Genomic DNA, 16302 nt, shown 5'->3' with positions numbered 1-16302 from the left:
GAAATGGCAAAATTCATCTTCAACATGCCCGATGTGGGCGAAGGCGTTGCCGAGGCGGAGATCGTCGAATGGCACGTGAAGGTCGGCGATACGATCTCCGAAGACCAGCATCTGGTTGACGTCATGACGGACAAGGCGACGATCGATATCGAGAGCCCCGTCGACGGCGTCGTGACCGAAGTCGCGGGCGAAGCAGGCGATATTATTTCTGTCGGCGGCATGCTGGTGGTTGTCGAGGTTGAAGGCGAAGTGCCTGAGGATGTGGCCGACGAAGCAGCGCCTGCTCCGGCTCCGGCTCCTGAGCCTGCAAACGAGCCAGCTCCATCTCCAGCCCCTAAACCCGCTCATCCTGAGCCTGTCGAAGGATCGTCTTCCTCTTCTGGTGCTGCGTTGGAAGAAAAGGACAGTGCTTCGACAAGCTCAGCACGAACGGAAGAGGGGGCGGCCGCGAAAAATTCAGCTAAAGTCCTCGCCACACCGGCTGTGCGCAAGCGCGCGAAGGAACTTGGCGTTGACCTGTCGCAGGTCAAACCGGCTGAAGACGGCCGCGTGCGCCATGGCGATCTCGACCAGTTCCTGACATACAATTCAGGCTATGCCGCCGCCGGACCAGCGCGGGCGGACGAGGAGAAGAAAGTTATCGGGATGCGTCGCCGCATTGCCGAAAATATGGCTGCCAGTAAGCGCAACATCCCCCATTTCAGCTATGTCGAAGAAGTCGACGTGACCGATCTGGAAGAGATGCGCGCGCAACTGAACGCCAACCGGGGTGACAAGCCCAAGCTGACTATTCTGCCGCTGATGATCACGGCAATCTGCAAGACGCTGCCTGACTTCCCGATGATCAATGCGCGCTATGATGACGAAGCGGGTGTGGTGACGCGTTATGGGTCCGTCCACATGGGCATGGCCGCGCAGACCGATGCCGGGCTGATGGTGCCGGTGCTGAAAGATGCGCAGGCCAAGAATGTCTGGCAGCTGGCCAACGAGATTACCCGTCTTGCAGAGGCCGCACGCAGCGGCAAAGCGACCAAGGACGAGCTGACCGGCGGTACGCTGACCGTCACATCGCTTGGCCCGCTGGGCGGCATTGCCACCACACCGGTTATCAATCGGCCCGAAGTCGCGATCATCGGCCCGAACAAAATTGTCGAGCGCCCGATGTATGTGCCCGATGGCAATGGCGGCGAACGAATCGAGAAGCGCAAGCTGATGAATATCTCGATCAGCTGCGATCACCGCGTCGTGGATGGCTGGGACGCGGCGAGCTTTATTCAGGCGCTCAAGAAGCTTCTGGAAACGCCGGTTCTGATTGTTTCGGCTTAGCGGACAACCGCTGCGAAGCTGACGCTGCCACGGCCCAGTGCGGCCTCGGCATCGCTGACATGCCAGCGCAAATGCGTTACGTCTTCGGGCGTGGCGCGACGATTGCCGACGCGCAGACGGTCGAGCGTGCCCCATGTCCGGCCGCCATCGATAGAAACTTTGGCGTCCTGCCCGCCGCTGCGGCGGAAGGCGAGATCGCGCGGCACCTGGCTGGAAACAACGAAATCATCGCCGCGGCCCGGCGCGCGCCAGTGGAGCATCAGCACCACCCGGTCGCCCTTGCGCAGGGATGTCGCAGGTTGCAGGGCCCGGACTTGCCGCCCGTCCACCGTTTGCGATTGTTCCAGGTACACCGAACGTTCAATGGCAATGCCGCTCTGCGCGGCAACGGCAGAGGCGGTGAGAGCTGCCAATGTTGTGGCAAGCAGAAGACGACGCATACATTCCCCCTGAAATCAGGCTGCGGGCACAATCCCGCCTTGCGTCAGGCCACTGCCTGCAAAGCTCCAAGATATGGTTAATTTCACCTCAATTTCACTTGGCGCCATTTATCCGCACACTGCGCATTGACAGGTCACAGAGGCTGGCCTAATTGCGCCGCTCCCAAGAGGCGCTAGCCGCTTAAATGCGCGGGTGTAGCTCAGTTGGTTAGAGTATCGGCCTGTCACGCCGAGGGTCGCGGGTTCGAGTCCCGTCACTCGCGCCACTTGGGACTTTTTCCTAGCTTTGTGATCATGTGATCCTCCCTTAAGGGGGAGGTTTCGCGCGGATTGGCGGCTTTCCTGACAAATCGGTGATTGAGCTTTGCTCGGCTCTGGGCAAGGGTCCGCGCCAGATTCGTATCAACGGGAAGGAAATTGCGCTCATGAAAACCGCCATCACCGAAATGTTCGGCATTCAGCACCCCATCATTCAGGGCGGCATGCATTTTGTCGGCTTTGCTGAAATGGCGGCTGCCGTTTCCAATGCGGGCGGGCTGGGCATTATTACCGGCCTGACACAAGGAACGCCGGAGAAGCTGGCGAATGAAATCGCCAAGTGCCGCGACATGACGGACAAGCCGTTCGGCGTGAACCTGACATTCCTGCCCAGCCTGACACCGCCCGATTACCCGGGCCTTGTCAAAGCGATCATCGACGGCGGTGTGAAGGTGGTGGAAACCGCCGGGCGCAATCCGCAGGAAGTTCTGCCCGCGCTCAAGGGGGCAGGGATCAAGGTGATCCACAAATGCACCAGCGTGCGCCATTCGCTGAAAGCGCAGGACATTGGCTGCGATGCCGTCTCTGTCGACGGCTTCGAATGCGGTGGCCATCCGGGCGAGGACGATGTGCCCAACTTCATTCTTCTGCCCCGTGCGGCGGACGAGCTGGACATTCCCTTCGTCTCCAGCGGCGGGATGGCTGACGGGCGCAGCCTTGTCGCCAGCCTCGCCATGGGCGCGGAGGGCATGAATATGGGCACACGCTTTATCGCGACGCAGGAAGCGCCTGTGCACGAGAATGTGAAGAAGGCCATCGTGGCGGCCAGCGAGCTCGACACGCGTCTGGTGATGCGTCCCTTGCGCAATACCGAGCGGGTGATGACCAACGAAGCGGTCGAGCGTCTGCTGGAGAAAGAAAAACGCCTCGGCGACGATCTGAAATTCGAGGATATCATCGACGAGGTCGCGGGCGTCTATCCCAAGATCATGATGGACGGGGACATGGACAAGGGCGCGTGGAGCTGCGGCATGGTCGCGGGCCTGATCAACGACATTCCGACCTGTAAGGAACTGATCGACGGGATCATGAGCGAAGCGGACGAGATCCTCGGCCGGATGAACAAGCTGGCCGCTGCCTGAGCCGTCGGCGAAGCCTATCGCGCGCGCTTGCTATCCTTGGGCCCCTTTACCCTCGGCGAGCGCGCGCAGATTGGCTTGATGGCCCTCGCGGTCCAGCCCGAACCGGCTGACCGCAAACAGCATTGTCGCCCACAGGGTCAGCAGGGTCGGGGCGTAGAGTGCGCCGAGCCACCAGATTACGTCATCATTCACGGTGCCCGGCGCCGCGCCGTCGGGAAACTGGATGAGTGAGAGCATCGTCCCGCCTGCAAATGCGCCAAGGCCCACAGTGGTTTTGCGGGTGAAGGTAACGGCGGAATAATACAGCCCCTCCGAGCGCCTGCCGGTGCGCAGCTCGCCGCTTTCCACCAGATCGGCAATCATCGAATACATCGTGCCCTGAAGCGCAATGATCATCGCCAAATCGACGGTGTTGATGATCGCCACAAGCGGGAACAGGAGCGGGTCGCCGTTCTCCGGCATCAGATCGAACAGGCGCAGGATCACCGGCATGGGCGCGACACTGAAGGCGACCACGCCTAGCCCGACAACCGTATTCCGCTTGCCGAACCGGCGCACCAACCGCGGCGCGATGAGGAGCGCTCCGAACGCCGATACCATGACCAGCGCGGTCCACAGGAATCGCTGGAATTCGGTGAACTCCCAGAAATAACTGAGCATGATGAAGGCCAGCGAGGCGGCCACACCGGTGGCCATCGAGCCCATGACAAAGGCCCAGAACAGCATCAGGAAATTGCGGTCGCGCAGGGTCTCGAAGATCTCTGCAAAGACGCGGCGCACCGTCTTGCGCTCTGGTGGGCCGGGCTGGCGCAAGGTGGGTATGCGGTTATGCGTGCCGAGAGAGGAGACCATGATCGACAGAAACATCAGGCACGATCCCACGATGCCGAAGGTCGCGTAAGCTTCGCGGTTCAGGATGCCGTCGGCATATTGCGCGGTGGGCACCAGCAAAACGCCGAACATCAGCACCGTCAGCGAATTGCCGCCAACCCATGCAAAGAATGTCCGGAAGATCTGGAAGGAGGTGCGCTCCTCGTAGCTGGTCGTCAGTTCCGGGAGCAAAGCGTAGCTGGGCGTTTCGTAGAATGTGATAAAGGTGCGGATCAGGATGGAGAGGCACAGCAGATAGGCAAACAGCGCGCCCTGGCTCCAGTCCGGCGGGTTCCACAGCAGGAAGAAGCTGAGCGAGACGGGGAGGGCAGAGGCATACATGAAGGGATGCCGCCGGCCCCAACGCGAGCGGAAATTGTCCGACCAATAGCCCACCAGAGGATCACTGATTGCATCCAGAACCAGCGCAATAAGGATAGCGAGCCCGACCAGACCCGGCTCCAGCCCCACAACGGTCCCGTAAAACAGCAACAGGAAATAGCTGAAGCCATTGTCCTTCACACCGAAGGCGACCGAGCCGAAGCCGAAAGTCACCTTCGTCCAGAACGAGGGCGCATTGCCATCGCCTGCATCCTGTGCGGAGCCCGTATGTGGCGCGCCTTGCGTGGTATCGGTCATCCAGCCCCCAACTCTCCCGCTTCTGTGCCTACGCGAAGCAGCAGCCGGGTCAACGCGCAACTGACCAACGGATGACCTCGGGCGGCGGGGGTGATGGCAGTCCGGCGGTCAGTCCTTCTTGTGACCGGTTTCCATCCAGTTCAGAAGCCGGCCCAGCGGCAACAGCCATACCAGCCCGAAGAACAGATAGACGATCGTCTGGACCGCGACATTCCAGCCCTCCAGCATTTCGGGTACGTAGCGGGCGACGACCAGAGCATAGACGATCAGGCCGAACAGGATCAGCAATATGCCAACGGGCACGCGCCATTTGGGTTCATCTGTCATGCGAAAGGTCCGTATAGCCTTGTGGGTGTTATGACAGCAGTGAGCGAGCGGTCATGCGGTTCCAGCGGAAGACTGTCTGCCAGCTGGGCGTCCCAAGCGAGACCGCTGGCTGTGACGTGCGGATGCGCGGCCAGCCAGCGGTCGTAATGGCCGCCGCCCTGACCCAATCTCTCGCCCGTTTCGGTAAACGCAACCAGCGGCACAAACAGCACATCCGGCTCCACCGCAGCGCAGTCGCCGCCGGGCTGCGGGATGTTATGCGGGCCCGTCTCCAGCGAAGCGTCTACGAACGGGTCGCTGTAGTTGGCAAACCCCATCGCCGATGCGCTGTCCGCAAAATAGGGCAGGGCAAGTGGATGACCGCGCTCGTGGAAGAATTTGGCATAGGCGGCCGTCGGCGCTTCAGCCCCCATTGCCACATAGAGCCCGATGGTTGCGTCCGCCGGAATCATCTCCAGCAGCGGCGCAGGCGGGCGATGAAACAGCAGCGCCCGGATGCTTTCCGGCTGGGCATCGACATGCGCTCGCCGCGCCGCGCGGTACTGTTTGCGCAAGGCTTGCTTGTTTTCCATCGGACCGATCTGTTTGCGGGCAAGAATAGGTAGCGGAACCACCATGGGTCGTTTGCCGGGAAATCCTCTGACGCGAAAACGTCAGGTGGGCGCCGTATGCCCTGACCCCACAGCCGAACTGGTGGACCAAGGCAGGGACAGCTCCCTTAGGATAGCTTATAGCCTCAGGGATATTCCAATCGGGCTCGTGCCGGGCAGTTCCGCCGCAGCCTATTTAGGAAGAGCCGCGCTTTTCCTCAAGCTTGTCGGCGGTTTCTTCCAGCAATTGGGCAAATCGTTCCAGTGCTGGGGGGAGGTCCTCGTCATCCGATGACGCACCTTGCGCTGCCAGCGCCTGCATCGGACTGGCGTGCACAGGCGCGGGGTCGGCCGGCTGGGCCGAGCGTGCCTCCTCCAGCCGATCAGTCAGCAAGGCGATCTCGGCGCGCAGCTGGTTCTCGGTGGCTTCCCAGCTCATTTCCTTCTCGCGCAATTCGGCAAGTTCCCTGCGCACGCCCTGCGTTTCTTCCTGTGAGCTTTGCTGTGCGGATTGTATCCGGTCCAGCTCTTGCTCCAGCTCCGTGACCCTTGTGGTCAGCTTGTCGCGCTGGTTGAGTGCCGTATCAGCATCGCGGCGCATGTCGGCGCTTTCGGCGCGAAAAGCGTCAAAGCCCTCCTGCAATTTGCGTTTATCGGCCTCGGCTGCCGAGGTGGCCTTGCGGGCTTCGTGCAGTTCGTCGGCCAGTTGTAGCGCGGCAAACAGCAGGTTTTGCGCGTAGCGCGGCCCCATCTCGACGAACTTCTCGTCAATCGATGCGCCCAGGGCGCGAACATGGCTTTCCTCGCCCTCTTCGCAGGCGATTGCATAGGTCTGGCCGCCGACCACAAGTTCGATGGTGTTCATTGCTCCAGCTTCCCGACCAGATCGTCGATCCGGCGAATCTGCGCGGCGACTTCTTCGCGCAAAGCCTCGTGGCGCACGACCAGCTGCGAGACCGATGCAGGCATTTGTCCGCTCGCCGCGGTGTCGCCGGTCGATCCCTCGTCCGGCGCGTTATCCACGGGGGAGGCGGGAACAGCCGGCTGCGCATCCGCTGCCGCAGCAATGCGGGCGAGCGCTGCTTCAATACGTTGAATGGCGTTTTCGGTACGGTCCGCTTCCATAATGACCATGAATTTACCGCGACTCTGGTGTCAGGGCAAAGGGTTGACCGGGCCTGTTGATAAATTGCGCGAGGGATCAGGAATTGGCGTCGTATCGGGCGCAGGCGGTCTTGCTGTCCTTGACCTTGCGCGGCGGCACGGCGAAGGCTTCCCGCAGGACGAATCGCGCCCGTGAGAGGCGCGGAACCGATGCAGGAGACGCCCGTCACAATGAGCTCTGATTCCGCGAGTCTCGATCCCGCCCGCCTGATGCCGATGGCCAATGCCATCCGCGCCTTGTCGATGGACGCTGTGCAGGCCGCCAATTCGGGCCATCCGGGCATGCCGATGGGCATGGCCGATGTGGCCACCGTGATCTGGTCGCGCTTTCTGAAATTCGATCCTGCCGCGCCTGACTGGCATGACCGCGACCGGTTCGTGCTGAGTGCGGGCCACGGTTCGATGCTGATTTACAGCCTGCTGCACCTGTCAGGCTATGCATCGCCGACCATCGAGGACATTCGCAATTTCCGGCAATTGGGTAGCCCTTGTGCTGGTCATCCGGAGAACTTCCTGCTGGACGGCGTCGAAGCGACAACCGGCCCGCTGGGTCAGGGGCTGGCCATGGCTGTCGGTATGGCGATGGCAGAGCGGCATCTGAACGCGCAATTCGGCGATGATCTGGTCGATCACAAGACCTGGACGATTGCCGGCGATGGCTGCCTGATGGAAGGCATCAATCACGAGGCTATCGGGCTGGCAGGACATCTGAAGCTGGGCCGGCTGAACGTTTTGTGGGACGACAACAACATAACTATCGATGGCTCGGCGGACCTTTCAACCAGCGAGAATATCCGCGCCCGCTATGAAGCAACCGGGTGGCACACGGTTGAATGCGACGGGCATGATTTTGCCGATATCGAGCGCGCTTTGGCAGAGGCCGAGGCGGATGATCGGCCATCGCTGGTCGCTTGCCGCACGGTAATCGGCCGGGGCGCGCCGACCAAGCAGGGCACCAGCGCAACGCATGGTGCACCGCTGGGCGAGGAAGAGATAGCCGGGGCGCGCGAGACGTTGGGCTGGGACGCGGCTCCGTTTGAAATTCCTGCCGATGTGCTGGCCGATTGGCGCTCTACCGCCGAAGCGGGCGCCCAGGCGCATGGCGAGTGGGCCAATCGCTTCCAGAGCCACGACCAGCGCGACGAATTTGCCCGCCGGATGGCTGGCGATCTGCCCGACGCGATCTTCGGCGAGAATTTCTTCGCCGATCTGTACGCCAACCCGCAAAAGGTCGCGACCCGCAAGGCCAGCCAGATTTCGCTGGAAGAGCTCAACCCGCTGGTGCCCGAAACTTTCGGCGGCTCTGCCGATCTGACGGGATCGAACAACACCAAGACTGCCGGCATGACAGCCTTCACTGCGGACAGTCCCGGTGAACGCTACGGCTATTACGGCATCCGCGAGTTTGGCATGGCCGCGGCGATGAACGGGATGGCGCTGCATGGCGGGGTGATCCCCTATGGCGGCACCTTCCTGGTCTTCACCGATTATGCCCGCGGCGCGATCCGCCTGTCGGCCCTGCAACAGACGCGCGTCATTTATGTGATGACGCATGACAGCATCGGGCTGGGCGAAGATGGCCCGACCCACCAGCCGGTGGAGCATCTGCAGAGCTTGCGGGCCATGCCCAATCTCCTCGTGATGCGCCCCGCCGATGTGGTCGAGACAGCAGAGTGCTGGGAAATCGCGCTCCGGAACAAGGACCGCCCGTCGGTCCTCGCGCTGAGCCGGCAGGGTCTGCCGCAATTGCGCCTGGAAGATGCGGGCGAGAACCTGTCGGGCAAGGGCGGCTACCGCCTGAAATCGGCAGAGGCGGAGCGCAAGGTCGTGCTCATCGCCACCGGTTCGGAAACCTCGCTCGCCGTAGAATGCGCAAAGGCGCTGGAAGCTGATGGCATCGGCGCAGATGTGGTGTCGATGGTATCGACGGAATTGTTTGACGAGCAGCCGGATGAATACCGCGCCGACATTCTGCCCGAAGGCGTACTGCGCGTGAGCATAGAGGCAGGCACCACGTTCGGATGGGAACGCTATACCGGTCTGGACGGGCTGAACATCGGCCTCGACCGCTTCGGCGCATCGGCCCCGGCCGGCGAACTGTTCGAAAAGTTCGGTTTCAGCGTGGACCAGATCGTCCCGCAAATACTCAACAAACTCAAAGCATAAGCAGGAGCATTTCTCATGGCGACCAAAGTTGCAATCAACGGTTTCGGACGGATCGGACGGCTTGTTGCCCGCGCTCTGCTGGAGCGGGACGATCACGATCTGGAGCTGGTGGCGATCAACGATCTGGCCGACACCAAATCGAACGCCCTGCTGTTCGGATTCGATTCCACCCATGGGCGCTTCCCCGGCACCATCGAGCATGGCGACGGCGAGATGACCGTCAACGGCAAGAAAATCGCCGTGACGTCCGAACGGGACCCCGGCAATCTGCCGCATAAGGAAATGGGCATCGATATCGTGCTGGAATGCACCGGCTTCTTCCAGAGCGACGAAGCCTGCCGCCCGCACATCGCCGCTGGTGCGCGCAAGGTGCTGATTTCCGCTCCGGCCAAGGGTGTGTCCAAGACCATCGTGTTCGGCGTCAATCAGGACACGCTGACGGCAGAGGACGACATCGTCTCCAACGCCAGCTGCACCACCAATTGCCTCGCGCCGGTCGCGAAGGTGCTGAACGACACGGTGGGTATCGAGCGCGGCTTCATGACCACGATCCACAGCTACACCAACGATCAGCGCATGCTCGACCAGATGCATTCCGACATGCGCCGTGCGCGCGGCGGGGCACAGAATATGATCCCGACCACCACCGGTGCTGCCCGCGCGGTTGGCCTGGTTTTGCCCGAACTCAACGGCAAACTGGACGGTTCGAGCGTTCGCGTACCGACGCCGAACGTCTCGCTGATCGACCTCGTCTTCACGCCCAAGCGCGATACCAATGCCGAGGAACTGAACGCAGCACTCAAAGCTGCTTCCGATGGCCCGATGAACGGCGTGCTCGACTACACCGATCTGCCGCTGGTTTCCGGTGACTTCAACCACCACCCCGCCAGCTCGACCGTCGACAGTTTGGAAACGGCTGTCATGGAAGGCAAGCTCGCCCGCGTCGTCAGCTGGTATGACAATGAGTGGGGCTTCTCCAACCGCATGATCGACACCGCCGGGGTGATGGCCGGCCTGTGACGCAGTTCAAAACTCTCGACGATCTCCCCGCCGATCTTTCGGGCAAGGTTGCCCTTGTCCGGGTGGATTTGAACCTGCCGATGGACGGTGGTTCGGCCAGTGATGTCACGCGGGTAGAGGCGGCGAAGCCGACGATCCTCGAACTGGCGGACAAGGGGGCGAAAGTGCTTCTTCTGGCGCATTATGGCCGCCCCAAGGGACAGCGTCATTCGACTATGAGTACCAGCTGGGTGCAGGGCGATGTCGAGGAAGTCATCGGGCGCGAGATCATGTTCATCCCCGAAGTGACGGGACCTGTGGTCGAGCAATCGATCGGCATTCTGGGCGATGGCGATATCGGCCTGCTGGACAATGTCCGGTTTTGGCCGGGCGAGGAAGCCAACGACGCAGAGTTTGCCAAAGCCGTTGCGGCGCATGGCGATCTCTACGTCAATGACGCTTTCTCCGCCGCCCACCGTGCGCATGCCTCGACCGAAGGCCTCGCGCATTTGCTCCCCGCCTATGCGGGCCGCGCGATGGAAGCGGAGCTAAAAGCGCTGGACGCGGCGCTGGGCAATCCGGAAACGCCGGTGGCCGCCGTGGTTGGCGGGGCGAAAGTCTCATCCAAGCTGGATGTGCTGACCAATCTGGTCGGCAAGGTGCAGCACCTGATCATCGGTGGCGGCATGGCCAACACTTTCCTCGCCGCGCGCGGGGTTGATGTCGGCAAATCGCTGTGCGAGCATGATCTGACCGACACCGCCAACACAATCATGGATCAGGCAGACCATGCCGGATGTACGATCCATCTGCCCTATGACGTAGTGGTGGCGCGGGAATTCGCGGCCAATCCGTCCAGCTTGCGCACTTGCAATGTGCACGAGGTGGGCACGGACGAAATGATCCTCGATATCGGCCCGCAAGCGGTCGAAGCTTTGGCAGATGTCCTGAAGACTTGCCGCACTCTGGTGTGGAATGGCCCGCTCGGCGCGTTTGAAACCGTACCATTTGATGAAGCCACAGTCGCACTGGCCAAAACCGCTGCCGCGCTGACTCAGGATGGCTCGCTCGTCTCAGTCGCGGGCGGCGGCGACACCGTGGCTGCATTGGCCCATGCCGGGGTGAAGGACGATTTCACTTTCGTTTCTACGGCAGGCGGCGCGTTTCTGGAGTGGATGGAAGGCAAAAACCTGCCGGGAGTTGCGGCGTTGGAGCAATAGATGGCGACACAATCATCTCATATCGGTTCACTGGTCCTTCTGCTTGATGATTTACCCGTCAGAACCAATCCCACTTCAGGTAATATAACTAATCTCTCTTCATTAGCGGCGGTCGCGTCGAAGGTAGGTTTTAAGACCGATTCTATATCCTTTGGAAAGATAATTCTTTGGCTCAATAGTTTCGTACTGGATGGAGACGATGTTCTAAGAAGATCATCTTTGAAATCTAGCGATAAAGAATCTGCCCTGAATACTTATCGGGGGCTTACTGGTGCATTTCGTTTCCCATTCAAACAAGAGCAGCATGAGCGATTCTGCAGTAATTTTCTCACGACAGAACGCCGCTCATTCTTGAGTCTTCTTGATCAGTTTTTACAAAAAGAACACCCTATCTTCATTCCTGAAATTGAGGAAATATCTGAGGTAATTGAGAAGCTGAGGAGCCTGATCCAAGAGTTTGAGGAACTTGAATTACCGGAATACATCAAGCGCGACTTTGCCGAGCAAATAGAGCTGTATATTCGTGTCGCTAATCATCTGCCGATGGTAGCCCACCGGCTATTGGCAAATGAGTCTTCAAATCTTCTATCGTGGCTTTTTTCGTCCTTGCCAGATAATGCGAAAAAGACAGTTTCGAAGGCTGCGGTTACCGTCAATCTGCTCGCGGCAGCATTTATTGCACCGGCAGAGTCAGCTGACGCGGCGAAGACGTACTATAAATGGTACTCTGAAACTTTCGCACAGCCGCAGCAAATTTCCACGGTTGTGGCCCCGAAGGCGCTGCCAAAACCTTCTAAGGGCGGTTCTTAATGCGCCTGATTGTGCTCGCCAATACCGAAGCCATCTGGAACGAGGGGTCTTCCCTGGTCGATGCCAAGGTTGCCCGCAGCCCGATTGCCCGCCGTTTTCTCGAAGAGTTTGTCCAATGACCGAGCCTGCATTTCCCGGTGGCACTGTCGTCCAGAAGGGCGAGTTTGCGGGGTGGTCATATTGGGAAGGGGACCCATACGAAACGCGCAGCGGGCCGTTCTTCACCAAGAAGCAAGACGACGGCAGTTTCCTGAGCGCCTTCCGCGCCGAAGACCGACACATGAACGGCGCAGGTTTCATGCATGGCGGATGCCTGCTGACCTTTGCTGATTTCGCACTGTTCTCGATTGCCACGAAGGAGCTGGATGGGCAGCACGGCGTCACAATGAACCTGTCCGGTGATTTTCTGGATGCGGCGCAGAACGGACAGCTGATAGAAGCGCGGGGCGAAGTGACGCGGGCCGGGGGACGCACGATTTATGTGCGCGGGATCATAACCTCGGACGGGAAACCGGTACTGAGTTTCACCGGCATTATTGCAAAGATTCGCAAGAAGGGCTGACAGCCGGATGAGCGGGCAGACCATAAGGCAGGTCGTGATCGTCGGCGGGGGAACTGCTGGATGGATGGCCGCCGCAGGTCTTGCGCGGGCGCTTGGCGGTGCTGGTTTGGCAATCACCTTGGTAGAGTCCGAAGCCATTGGCACCGTCGGTGTAGGCGAGGCAACCTTGCCGCAGATCCGCGACTTCAATCGCATCGCCGGGATCGACGAGCGGGAGATGATGGCGCGTACCGCAGCGACCATCAAACTGGGTATCGAGTTTTGCGATTGGGGCAGACCGGGCGATCGCTACATGCATCCCTTCGGGACTTATGGCGAACAGATAGGCCCCGCGCCGTTTCATCATTACTGGCTGAAGGAGAGGGCGGCCAAGAACGGCGGGAGCAAACCGTTCGGCGAGTACTCTTTCCCGATTGCTGCGGCGTGGGATGGGCGGTTCGAGCCTCCCTCAGCAGGCGATGGATTGCTGGCATATAATTACGCCTTTCAGTTCGATGCCGGGCTGTATGCCGCGTATCTTTCCGATGTTGCGCAAAAGGCCGGGGTGCAGCGGCAAGAGGGCCGGATCGTCGAAGTGCGCCGGGAGCAAACGGGTGGTGATATCGCCGCAGTGGTGCTGGAGGACGGCGCCGTCATCGAAGGCGATTTGTTCGTCGATTGCTCCGGCTTTCGCGCATTGTTGATCGAACAGGAATTGCAGACTGGTTTTGAAGACTGGAGCCAGTGGCTGCCGTGCAACCGGGCCTGGGCTGTGCCGTGCGAAACGAGCTCCGAGACAGTGCCCTACACAAGAGCAACGGCGCGCGATGCCGGGTGGCAGTGGCGTATTCCTCTGCAGCACCGCGTGGGCAACGGGCACGTCTATTGTAATCGCTATTCCAGCGATCAGGATGCGGTCGATCTGCTGATGGCCAATCTCGAAGGGAAGCCGATTGCCGACCCTCGCCAGCTGTTCTTTACCACCGGCAAACGGCACCAGATGTGGAACCGCAATGTCGTCGCCATCGGGCTGTCGGGCGGGTTTCTGGAGCCGCTCGAATCGACCAGCATCGATCTGATCCAGACCGGTATCCTCAACTTGATCGAATTGTTCCCGCAAGGTGCCTGCGCGCCCGTCGATGTGGCGGAGTACAACCGGCTGATGGATCTGGAATACGGCCGCATTCGTGATTTCCTGTTGCTGCATTATGTCGCGAACCAGCGTGAGGGGCTGCCTTTCTGGGATGATATGCGCGGCATGGAATTGCCGGGCAGTCTGGCTGAAAAGCTGGAAGCGTTCCGCTCGCGGGGGCTGACGCCGGACTATTCCGAAGGGCTGTTCCTCCTGCAAAGCTGGCTGTCGGTCTTCATCGGGCAGAATGTGGTGCCTGAAACGTTCGATCCGCGCGTGGAAGCGATGCCGGATGCCGAACGCTCAGCGCATCTGGCGCGCATTCATTCCAGCATTCAGGAAGGCGTAAAGCGCACCGAAGAGCACCTGTCGTTCATCGAGCAATACGGGGCGCGTTACCGGCAGGGTGGCGCGCATTGAGCAGGCCTGTCGAGACAATTGTGGTCACCGGGCGCACCGTCGATGTGTGGCCGGTGGCAGCGCTGCTGGCGCGCGAATTGCCCGGTGCGATTGCTCTCCATGTAGTCGAGGACATGGCGAGCGACGGAGCATTGGCAGCGACCGTGCCGATTGCCAGCGACTTTCATTCGCGGCTCGGGCTGGATTGCGCCGATTTGATCACCGGATGCGATGCGTGGCCGTCGCTCGGCAGCGCCATGGAAGGCTGGATGGGCGAGGGCAGCCGCTTCGTCACCGCGCCTTCGGGCACCTTGCCGATGGTCGGGGGCGTCGCGCTCCACCATCTGGTGCGGAATATGATCGCGGGTCAACGTCAGGACGGTGATCTGGCCAATGCTTTCGCGCCGCTTCGTTTTGCCGCTAGGGCGGCTGAGGCGGGTAAGATGGCGCTGCCTTCGGATGCACCCGAATCTCCGCTGGCCATGCTCGGACCTCAGGTGAGTGTGGGGCGGGGCGCCTATGCCGCGATGCTGCGGGATCGGTGCCGTCAGCGCGGCACAATCACCGCCGGCAAGGTGCAGGGCGCACAGCGCGATGATGACGGATCGGTCACAGCGGTAAAGCTGGCGGACGGCTCTCTTCTTTCAGGCGATTTCTTCGTCGATTGCTCAGGCGACCTTGGGGGCAGCGAAGGTCAAATTTCGGAGCTAGTTCCCTTCCTGCCGCACCGGATGGCCACTGCGGAGATGGCAAAGGATCAGGCACAGACCCTGCCGACATACCGCGCCTTGGAGGACGCTGTCCTGGCTTCCACGCCAACAGCCTCCAAACAGTTCCTTGCGTTCGCCTGTTCGGCCCAAACATCCGACGAAGTTATTGCCAAAACGGTCTGCGAAAATGCGGCAATCACCGACGCGGCTAACCATGCGACCAACGCCCCGTGGCAGGATAATGTCGCCCGCCTCGGACCAGCCTCAGCGCAGCTCGGCCCCATGCTCTCCGCCGATATAGCGCTGCTTCAGGCGCAGGCGCTGCTGCTGGCAGATGGCCTACCCAGCCGCACCGACATGCAGGCCGAGGCCAAGGCGTTTAACCGCAAGCACGCAGAAGCCCTGCGCGGCATCACCGATTTCGCCTTCGCTCCGCTGTATCTGTGCACGCGCAAAGGCGAGTTCTGGGAAGCGATGCGCGCCGCACCACCGCCGGCAAACCTGCAAACCCGGATCGACCAATTCTCCAGTCGCGGCCGCGTGCCTTCGTTCGAGCGGGACCATGCCGACCAGCAGACCTGGATAGAGCTGCTAATTCAGTTTGGCATCACTCCGCAGCAGATCGACCGCCGTGCCCAAGCGATCCCTCCCGAGCAGGCATCGCGTATCTTGTCGTCTATTCGCGCCGACCTGGAACGCGCTCTTACCGGTATGACCGACCAGGATGCGTATTTCCGGCGTATGCGTTAGCGATATTCCGGATTGGGGGCATCGAACCGGCGACCTTCGTTCCACAAATCGACCGAATTGCCATAGGCCGGGATACCGCCTGCATCTTTGAGCATCCGCGCGAAATGCAGCATGTTCCAAGTCGCGAAGGTCGCGTTGCGGCGGGTGAAGTCATTGTCAAATCCGACATAGCCCTCGCCGTCCTCCAGCGGGTCCCCATAACTTGGCCCCGGTCCTGCCTCGCCGATCCAGCCGGCATCGGCCTGCGGCGGGATGGTGTAGCCGACATGCTGGAGCGAGTAGAGCGTCCCCATGGCGACGTGTTTTATGCCGTCTTCATTGCCGGTAACGAACACTCCGGCAACCTTGCCGTAAAAGGCGTACTGGCCCTTGTCATTGGTTTGCCCCGAATGCGCGTAAAGCCGCTCTATCAGCTGCTGGCAGACACTGCTCTTCTCGCCCAGCCAGATGGGCGTGCCGACCAGCAGGATGTCTGCCGCCTTCACCTTCTCCCAGATTGCCGGCCAGTCATCACGCTCGGCGCCGTGCTCCGTCATATCGGGGTAGACGCCGTGGGCGATGTGGTGATCGACCAGCCGGACCTGTTCCAGCGACACGCCGCTCCGCACCATGATCGCCTCTGCTGTCCCGAGAAGTTTGTCGGTATGTGAAGCCTCCGGCGTGGGTTTGAGCGAGCAATTGATGGTCAGCGCCTTCAGGTCGCTGAAGTCGGTAGTGTTCGCGTTGCACAATTCAGTCTGTTTCTGGTCCAGCACAATATCTCTCCCTGATGTGATGTATACGCTTGGCTGCTTGAAAGGTTACCGTGCGCCTGTTGCG

General features: G+C 60.7%; 16 protein-coding genes, 1 tRNA gene and 1 other RNA gene. 10 read left to right on the top strand and 8 right to left on the bottom strand.

Features of this window, described 5'->3' with window-relative positions:
• The first annotated feature begins 3 nt into the window (after nucleotides 1-3).
• Nucleotides 4-1326: a dihydrolipoamide acetyltransferase family protein gene (locus ACFCW2_RS13320; protein ID WP_379547077.1), complete on the top strand. Its 1323-nt coding sequence runs from the start codon at nucleotides 4-6 to the stop codon at nucleotides 1324-1326.
• Here ACFCW2_RS13320 and ACFCW2_RS13315 read toward each other — a convergent pair.
• Nucleotides 1323-1766: a hypothetical protein gene (locus ACFCW2_RS13315; protein WP_379547075.1), complete on the bottom strand. Its 444-nt coding sequence runs from the start codon at nucleotides 1764-1766 to the stop codon at nucleotides 1323-1325. The genes ACFCW2_RS13320 and ACFCW2_RS13315 overlap by 4 nt on opposite strands.
• A 189-nt stretch (nucleotides 1767-1955) precedes the next feature.
• On the opposite strand from ACFCW2_RS13315, the gene ACFCW2_RS13310 reads away from it, so the two are divergent.
• Both ACFCW2_RS13310 and ACFCW2_RS13305 read left to right on the top strand, forming a co-directional pair.
• Nucleotides 1956-2032, top strand: a tRNA-Asp gene (locus ACFCW2_RS13310).
• Between the two features lie 159 nt (nucleotides 2033-2191).
• On the top strand, nucleotides 2192-3166 hold the full coding sequence (locus tag ACFCW2_RS13305) for an NAD(P)H-dependent flavin oxidoreductase (protein ID WP_379547073.1): 975 nt from the start codon (nucleotides 2192-2194) through the stop codon (nucleotides 3164-3166).
• Between the two features lie 30 nt (nucleotides 3167-3196).
• On the opposite strand, the gene ACFCW2_RS13300 is transcribed toward ACFCW2_RS13305, so the two are convergent.
• The 6 genes from ACFCW2_RS13300 to ACFCW2_RS13275 all read right to left on the bottom strand — a co-directional run bounded on the left by ACFCW2_RS13300 (nucleotide 3197) and on the right by ACFCW2_RS13275 (nucleotide 6726).
• The gene (locus ACFCW2_RS13300) at nucleotides 3197-4675 is read right to left on the bottom strand and encodes an MFS transporter (protein ID WP_379547071.1); all 1479 of its coding nucleotides are present in this window, start codon (nucleotides 4673-4675) and stop codon (nucleotides 3197-3199) included.
• 108 nt (nucleotides 4676-4783) lie between these two features.
• Complete coding sequence (locus ACFCW2_RS13295) at nucleotides 4784-5002, bottom strand: DUF2842 domain-containing protein (protein ID WP_379547069.1); 219 nt, start codon at nucleotides 5000-5002, stop codon at nucleotides 4784-4786.
• Nucleotides 4999-5574 (bottom strand): 5-formyltetrahydrofolate cyclo-ligase, encoded by a 576-nt coding sequence (locus tag ACFCW2_RS13290; RefSeq protein WP_379547067.1) that lies wholly within the window; start codon nucleotides 5572-5574, stop codon nucleotides 4999-5001. Before ACFCW2_RS13290 ends, ACFCW2_RS13295 begins: the two co-directional genes overlap by 4 nt.
• Before the next feature lie 31 nt (nucleotides 5575-5605).
• A non-coding RNA gene (ssrS, locus tag ACFCW2_RS13285) (6S RNA) lies at nucleotides 5606-5778 on the bottom strand.
• Nucleotides 5779-5788: 10 nt separating this feature from the next.
• The gene (zapA, locus tag ACFCW2_RS13280) at nucleotides 5789-6457 is read right to left on the bottom strand and encodes a cell division protein ZapA (RefSeq protein ID WP_379547065.1); all 669 of its coding nucleotides are present in this window, start codon (nucleotides 6455-6457) and stop codon (nucleotides 5789-5791) included.
• A complete protein-coding gene (locus ACFCW2_RS13275; protein WP_379547063.1) occupies nucleotides 6454-6726 on the bottom strand; it encodes a hypothetical protein in 273 nt (90 codons plus the stop codon). Before ACFCW2_RS13275 ends, zapA begins: the two co-directional genes overlap by 4 nt.
• A gap of 201 nt (nucleotides 6727-6927) precedes the next feature.
• Between ACFCW2_RS13275 and tkt the strand changes: the two genes are divergently transcribed.
• The 7 genes from tkt (at nucleotide 6928) to ACFCW2_RS13240 (ending at nucleotide 15483) form a co-directional block, all read left to right on the top strand.
• Nucleotides 6928-8922, top strand: coding sequence for a transketolase (gene tkt / locus ACFCW2_RS13270; protein ID WP_379547061.1), 1995 nt, complete (start codon nucleotides 6928-6930; stop codon nucleotides 8920-8922).
• Between the two features lie 15 nt (nucleotides 8923-8937).
• The gene (gap, locus tag ACFCW2_RS13265) at nucleotides 8938-9942 is read left to right on the top strand and encodes a type I glyceraldehyde-3-phosphate dehydrogenase (protein ID WP_379547059.1); all 1005 of its coding nucleotides are present in this window, start codon (nucleotides 8938-8940) and stop codon (nucleotides 9940-9942) included.
• Nucleotides 9939-11141 carry a phosphoglycerate kinase gene (locus ACFCW2_RS13260; protein WP_379547057.1) on the top strand — a complete coding sequence of 401 codons (1203 nt, stop codon included), beginning with the start codon at nucleotides 9939-9941 and terminating at the stop codon, nucleotides 11139-11141. The genes gap and ACFCW2_RS13260 overlap by 4 nt, the downstream gene beginning before the upstream one ends.
• Entirely contained in the window at nucleotides 11142-11951 is an 810-nt protein-coding gene (locus ACFCW2_RS13255; RefSeq protein WP_379547055.1) for a hypothetical protein, read from the top strand.
• A gap of 115 nt (nucleotides 11952-12066) precedes the next feature.
• Nucleotides 12067-12513, top strand: coding sequence for a PaaI family thioesterase (locus tag ACFCW2_RS13250; protein WP_379547053.1), 447 nt, complete (start codon nucleotides 12067-12069; stop codon nucleotides 12511-12513).
• Between the two features lie 7 nt (nucleotides 12514-12520).
• Nucleotides 12521-14044, top strand: coding sequence for a tryptophan halogenase family protein (locus ACFCW2_RS13245; protein WP_379547051.1), 1524 nt, complete (start codon nucleotides 12521-12523; stop codon nucleotides 14042-14044).
• Entirely contained in the window at nucleotides 14041-15483 is a 1443-nt protein-coding gene (locus ACFCW2_RS13240; protein WP_379547049.1) for a tryptophan 7-halogenase, read from the top strand. The genes ACFCW2_RS13245 and ACFCW2_RS13240 overlap by 4 nt, the downstream gene beginning before the upstream one ends.
• On the opposite strand, the gene ACFCW2_RS13235 is transcribed toward ACFCW2_RS13240, so the two are convergent.
• Nucleotides 15480-16238: a flavodoxin family protein gene (locus ACFCW2_RS13235; RefSeq protein WP_379547047.1), complete on the bottom strand. Its 759-nt coding sequence runs from the start codon at nucleotides 16236-16238 to the stop codon at nucleotides 15480-15482. The two genes, ACFCW2_RS13240 and ACFCW2_RS13235, sit on opposite strands and share 4 nt — an antisense overlap.
• Nucleotides 16239-16302 lie beyond the last annotated feature (64 nt).

The organism is Qipengyuania algicola (assembly GCF_042492175.1).
In the GTDB taxonomy this organism is placed as follows: Bacteria; Pseudomonadota; Alphaproteobacteria; order Sphingomonadales; family Sphingomonadaceae; genus CAJXSN01.
The sequence above is the reverse complement of the archived record's forward strand: the minus strand, read 5'-3'. Positions and strand labels throughout refer to the sequence as shown.

What these genes read in the sequence shown, in the direction of transcription:
- ACFCW2_RS13320 (WP_379547077.1), top strand. Translation starts at nt 4, where the DNA reads ATGGCAAAATTCATCTTCAACATGCCCGATGTGGGCGAAGGCGTTGCC.
- ACFCW2_RS13315 (WP_379547075.1), bottom strand. Translation starts at nt 1,766, where the DNA reads ATGCGTCGTCTTCTGCTTGCCACAACATTGGCAGCTCTCACCGCCTCT.
- ACFCW2_RS13305 (WP_379547073.1), top strand. Translation starts at nt 2,192, where the DNA reads ATGAAAACCGCCATCACCGAAATGTTCGGCATTCAGCACCCCATCATT.
- ACFCW2_RS13300 (WP_379547071.1), bottom strand. Translation starts at nt 4,675, where the DNA reads ATGACCGATACCACGCAAGGCGCGCCACATACGGGCTCCGCACAGGAT.
- ACFCW2_RS13295 (WP_379547069.1), bottom strand. Translation starts at nt 5,002, where the DNA reads ATGACAGATGAACCCAAATGGCGCGTGCCCGTTGGCATATTGCTGATC.
- ACFCW2_RS13290 (WP_379547067.1), bottom strand. Translation starts at nt 5,574, where the DNA reads ATGGAAAACAAGCAAGCCTTGCGCAAACAGTACCGCGCGGCGCGGCGA.
- zapA (WP_379547065.1), bottom strand. Translation starts at nt 6,457, where the DNA reads ATGAACACCATCGAACTTGTGGTCGGCGGCCAGACCTATGCAATCGCC.
- ACFCW2_RS13275 (WP_379547063.1), bottom strand. Translation starts at nt 6,726, where the DNA reads ATGGTCATTATGGAAGCGGACCGTACCGAAAACGCCATTCAACGTATT.
- tkt (WP_379547061.1), top strand. Translation starts at nt 6,928, where the DNA reads ATGAGCTCTGATTCCGCGAGTCTCGATCCCGCCCGCCTGATGCCGATG.
- gap (WP_379547059.1), top strand. Translation starts at nt 8,938, where the DNA reads ATGGCGACCAAAGTTGCAATCAACGGTTTCGGACGGATCGGACGGCTT.
- ACFCW2_RS13255 (WP_379547055.1), top strand. Translation starts at nt 11,142, where the DNA reads ATGGCGACACAATCATCTCATATCGGTTCACTGGTCCTTCTGCTTGAT.
- ACFCW2_RS13250 (WP_379547053.1), top strand. Translation starts at nt 12,067, where the DNA reads ATGACCGAGCCTGCATTTCCCGGTGGCACTGTCGTCCAGAAGGGCGAG.
- ACFCW2_RS13245 (WP_379547051.1), top strand. Translation starts at nt 12,521, where the DNA reads ATGAGCGGGCAGACCATAAGGCAGGTCGTGATCGTCGGCGGGGGAACT.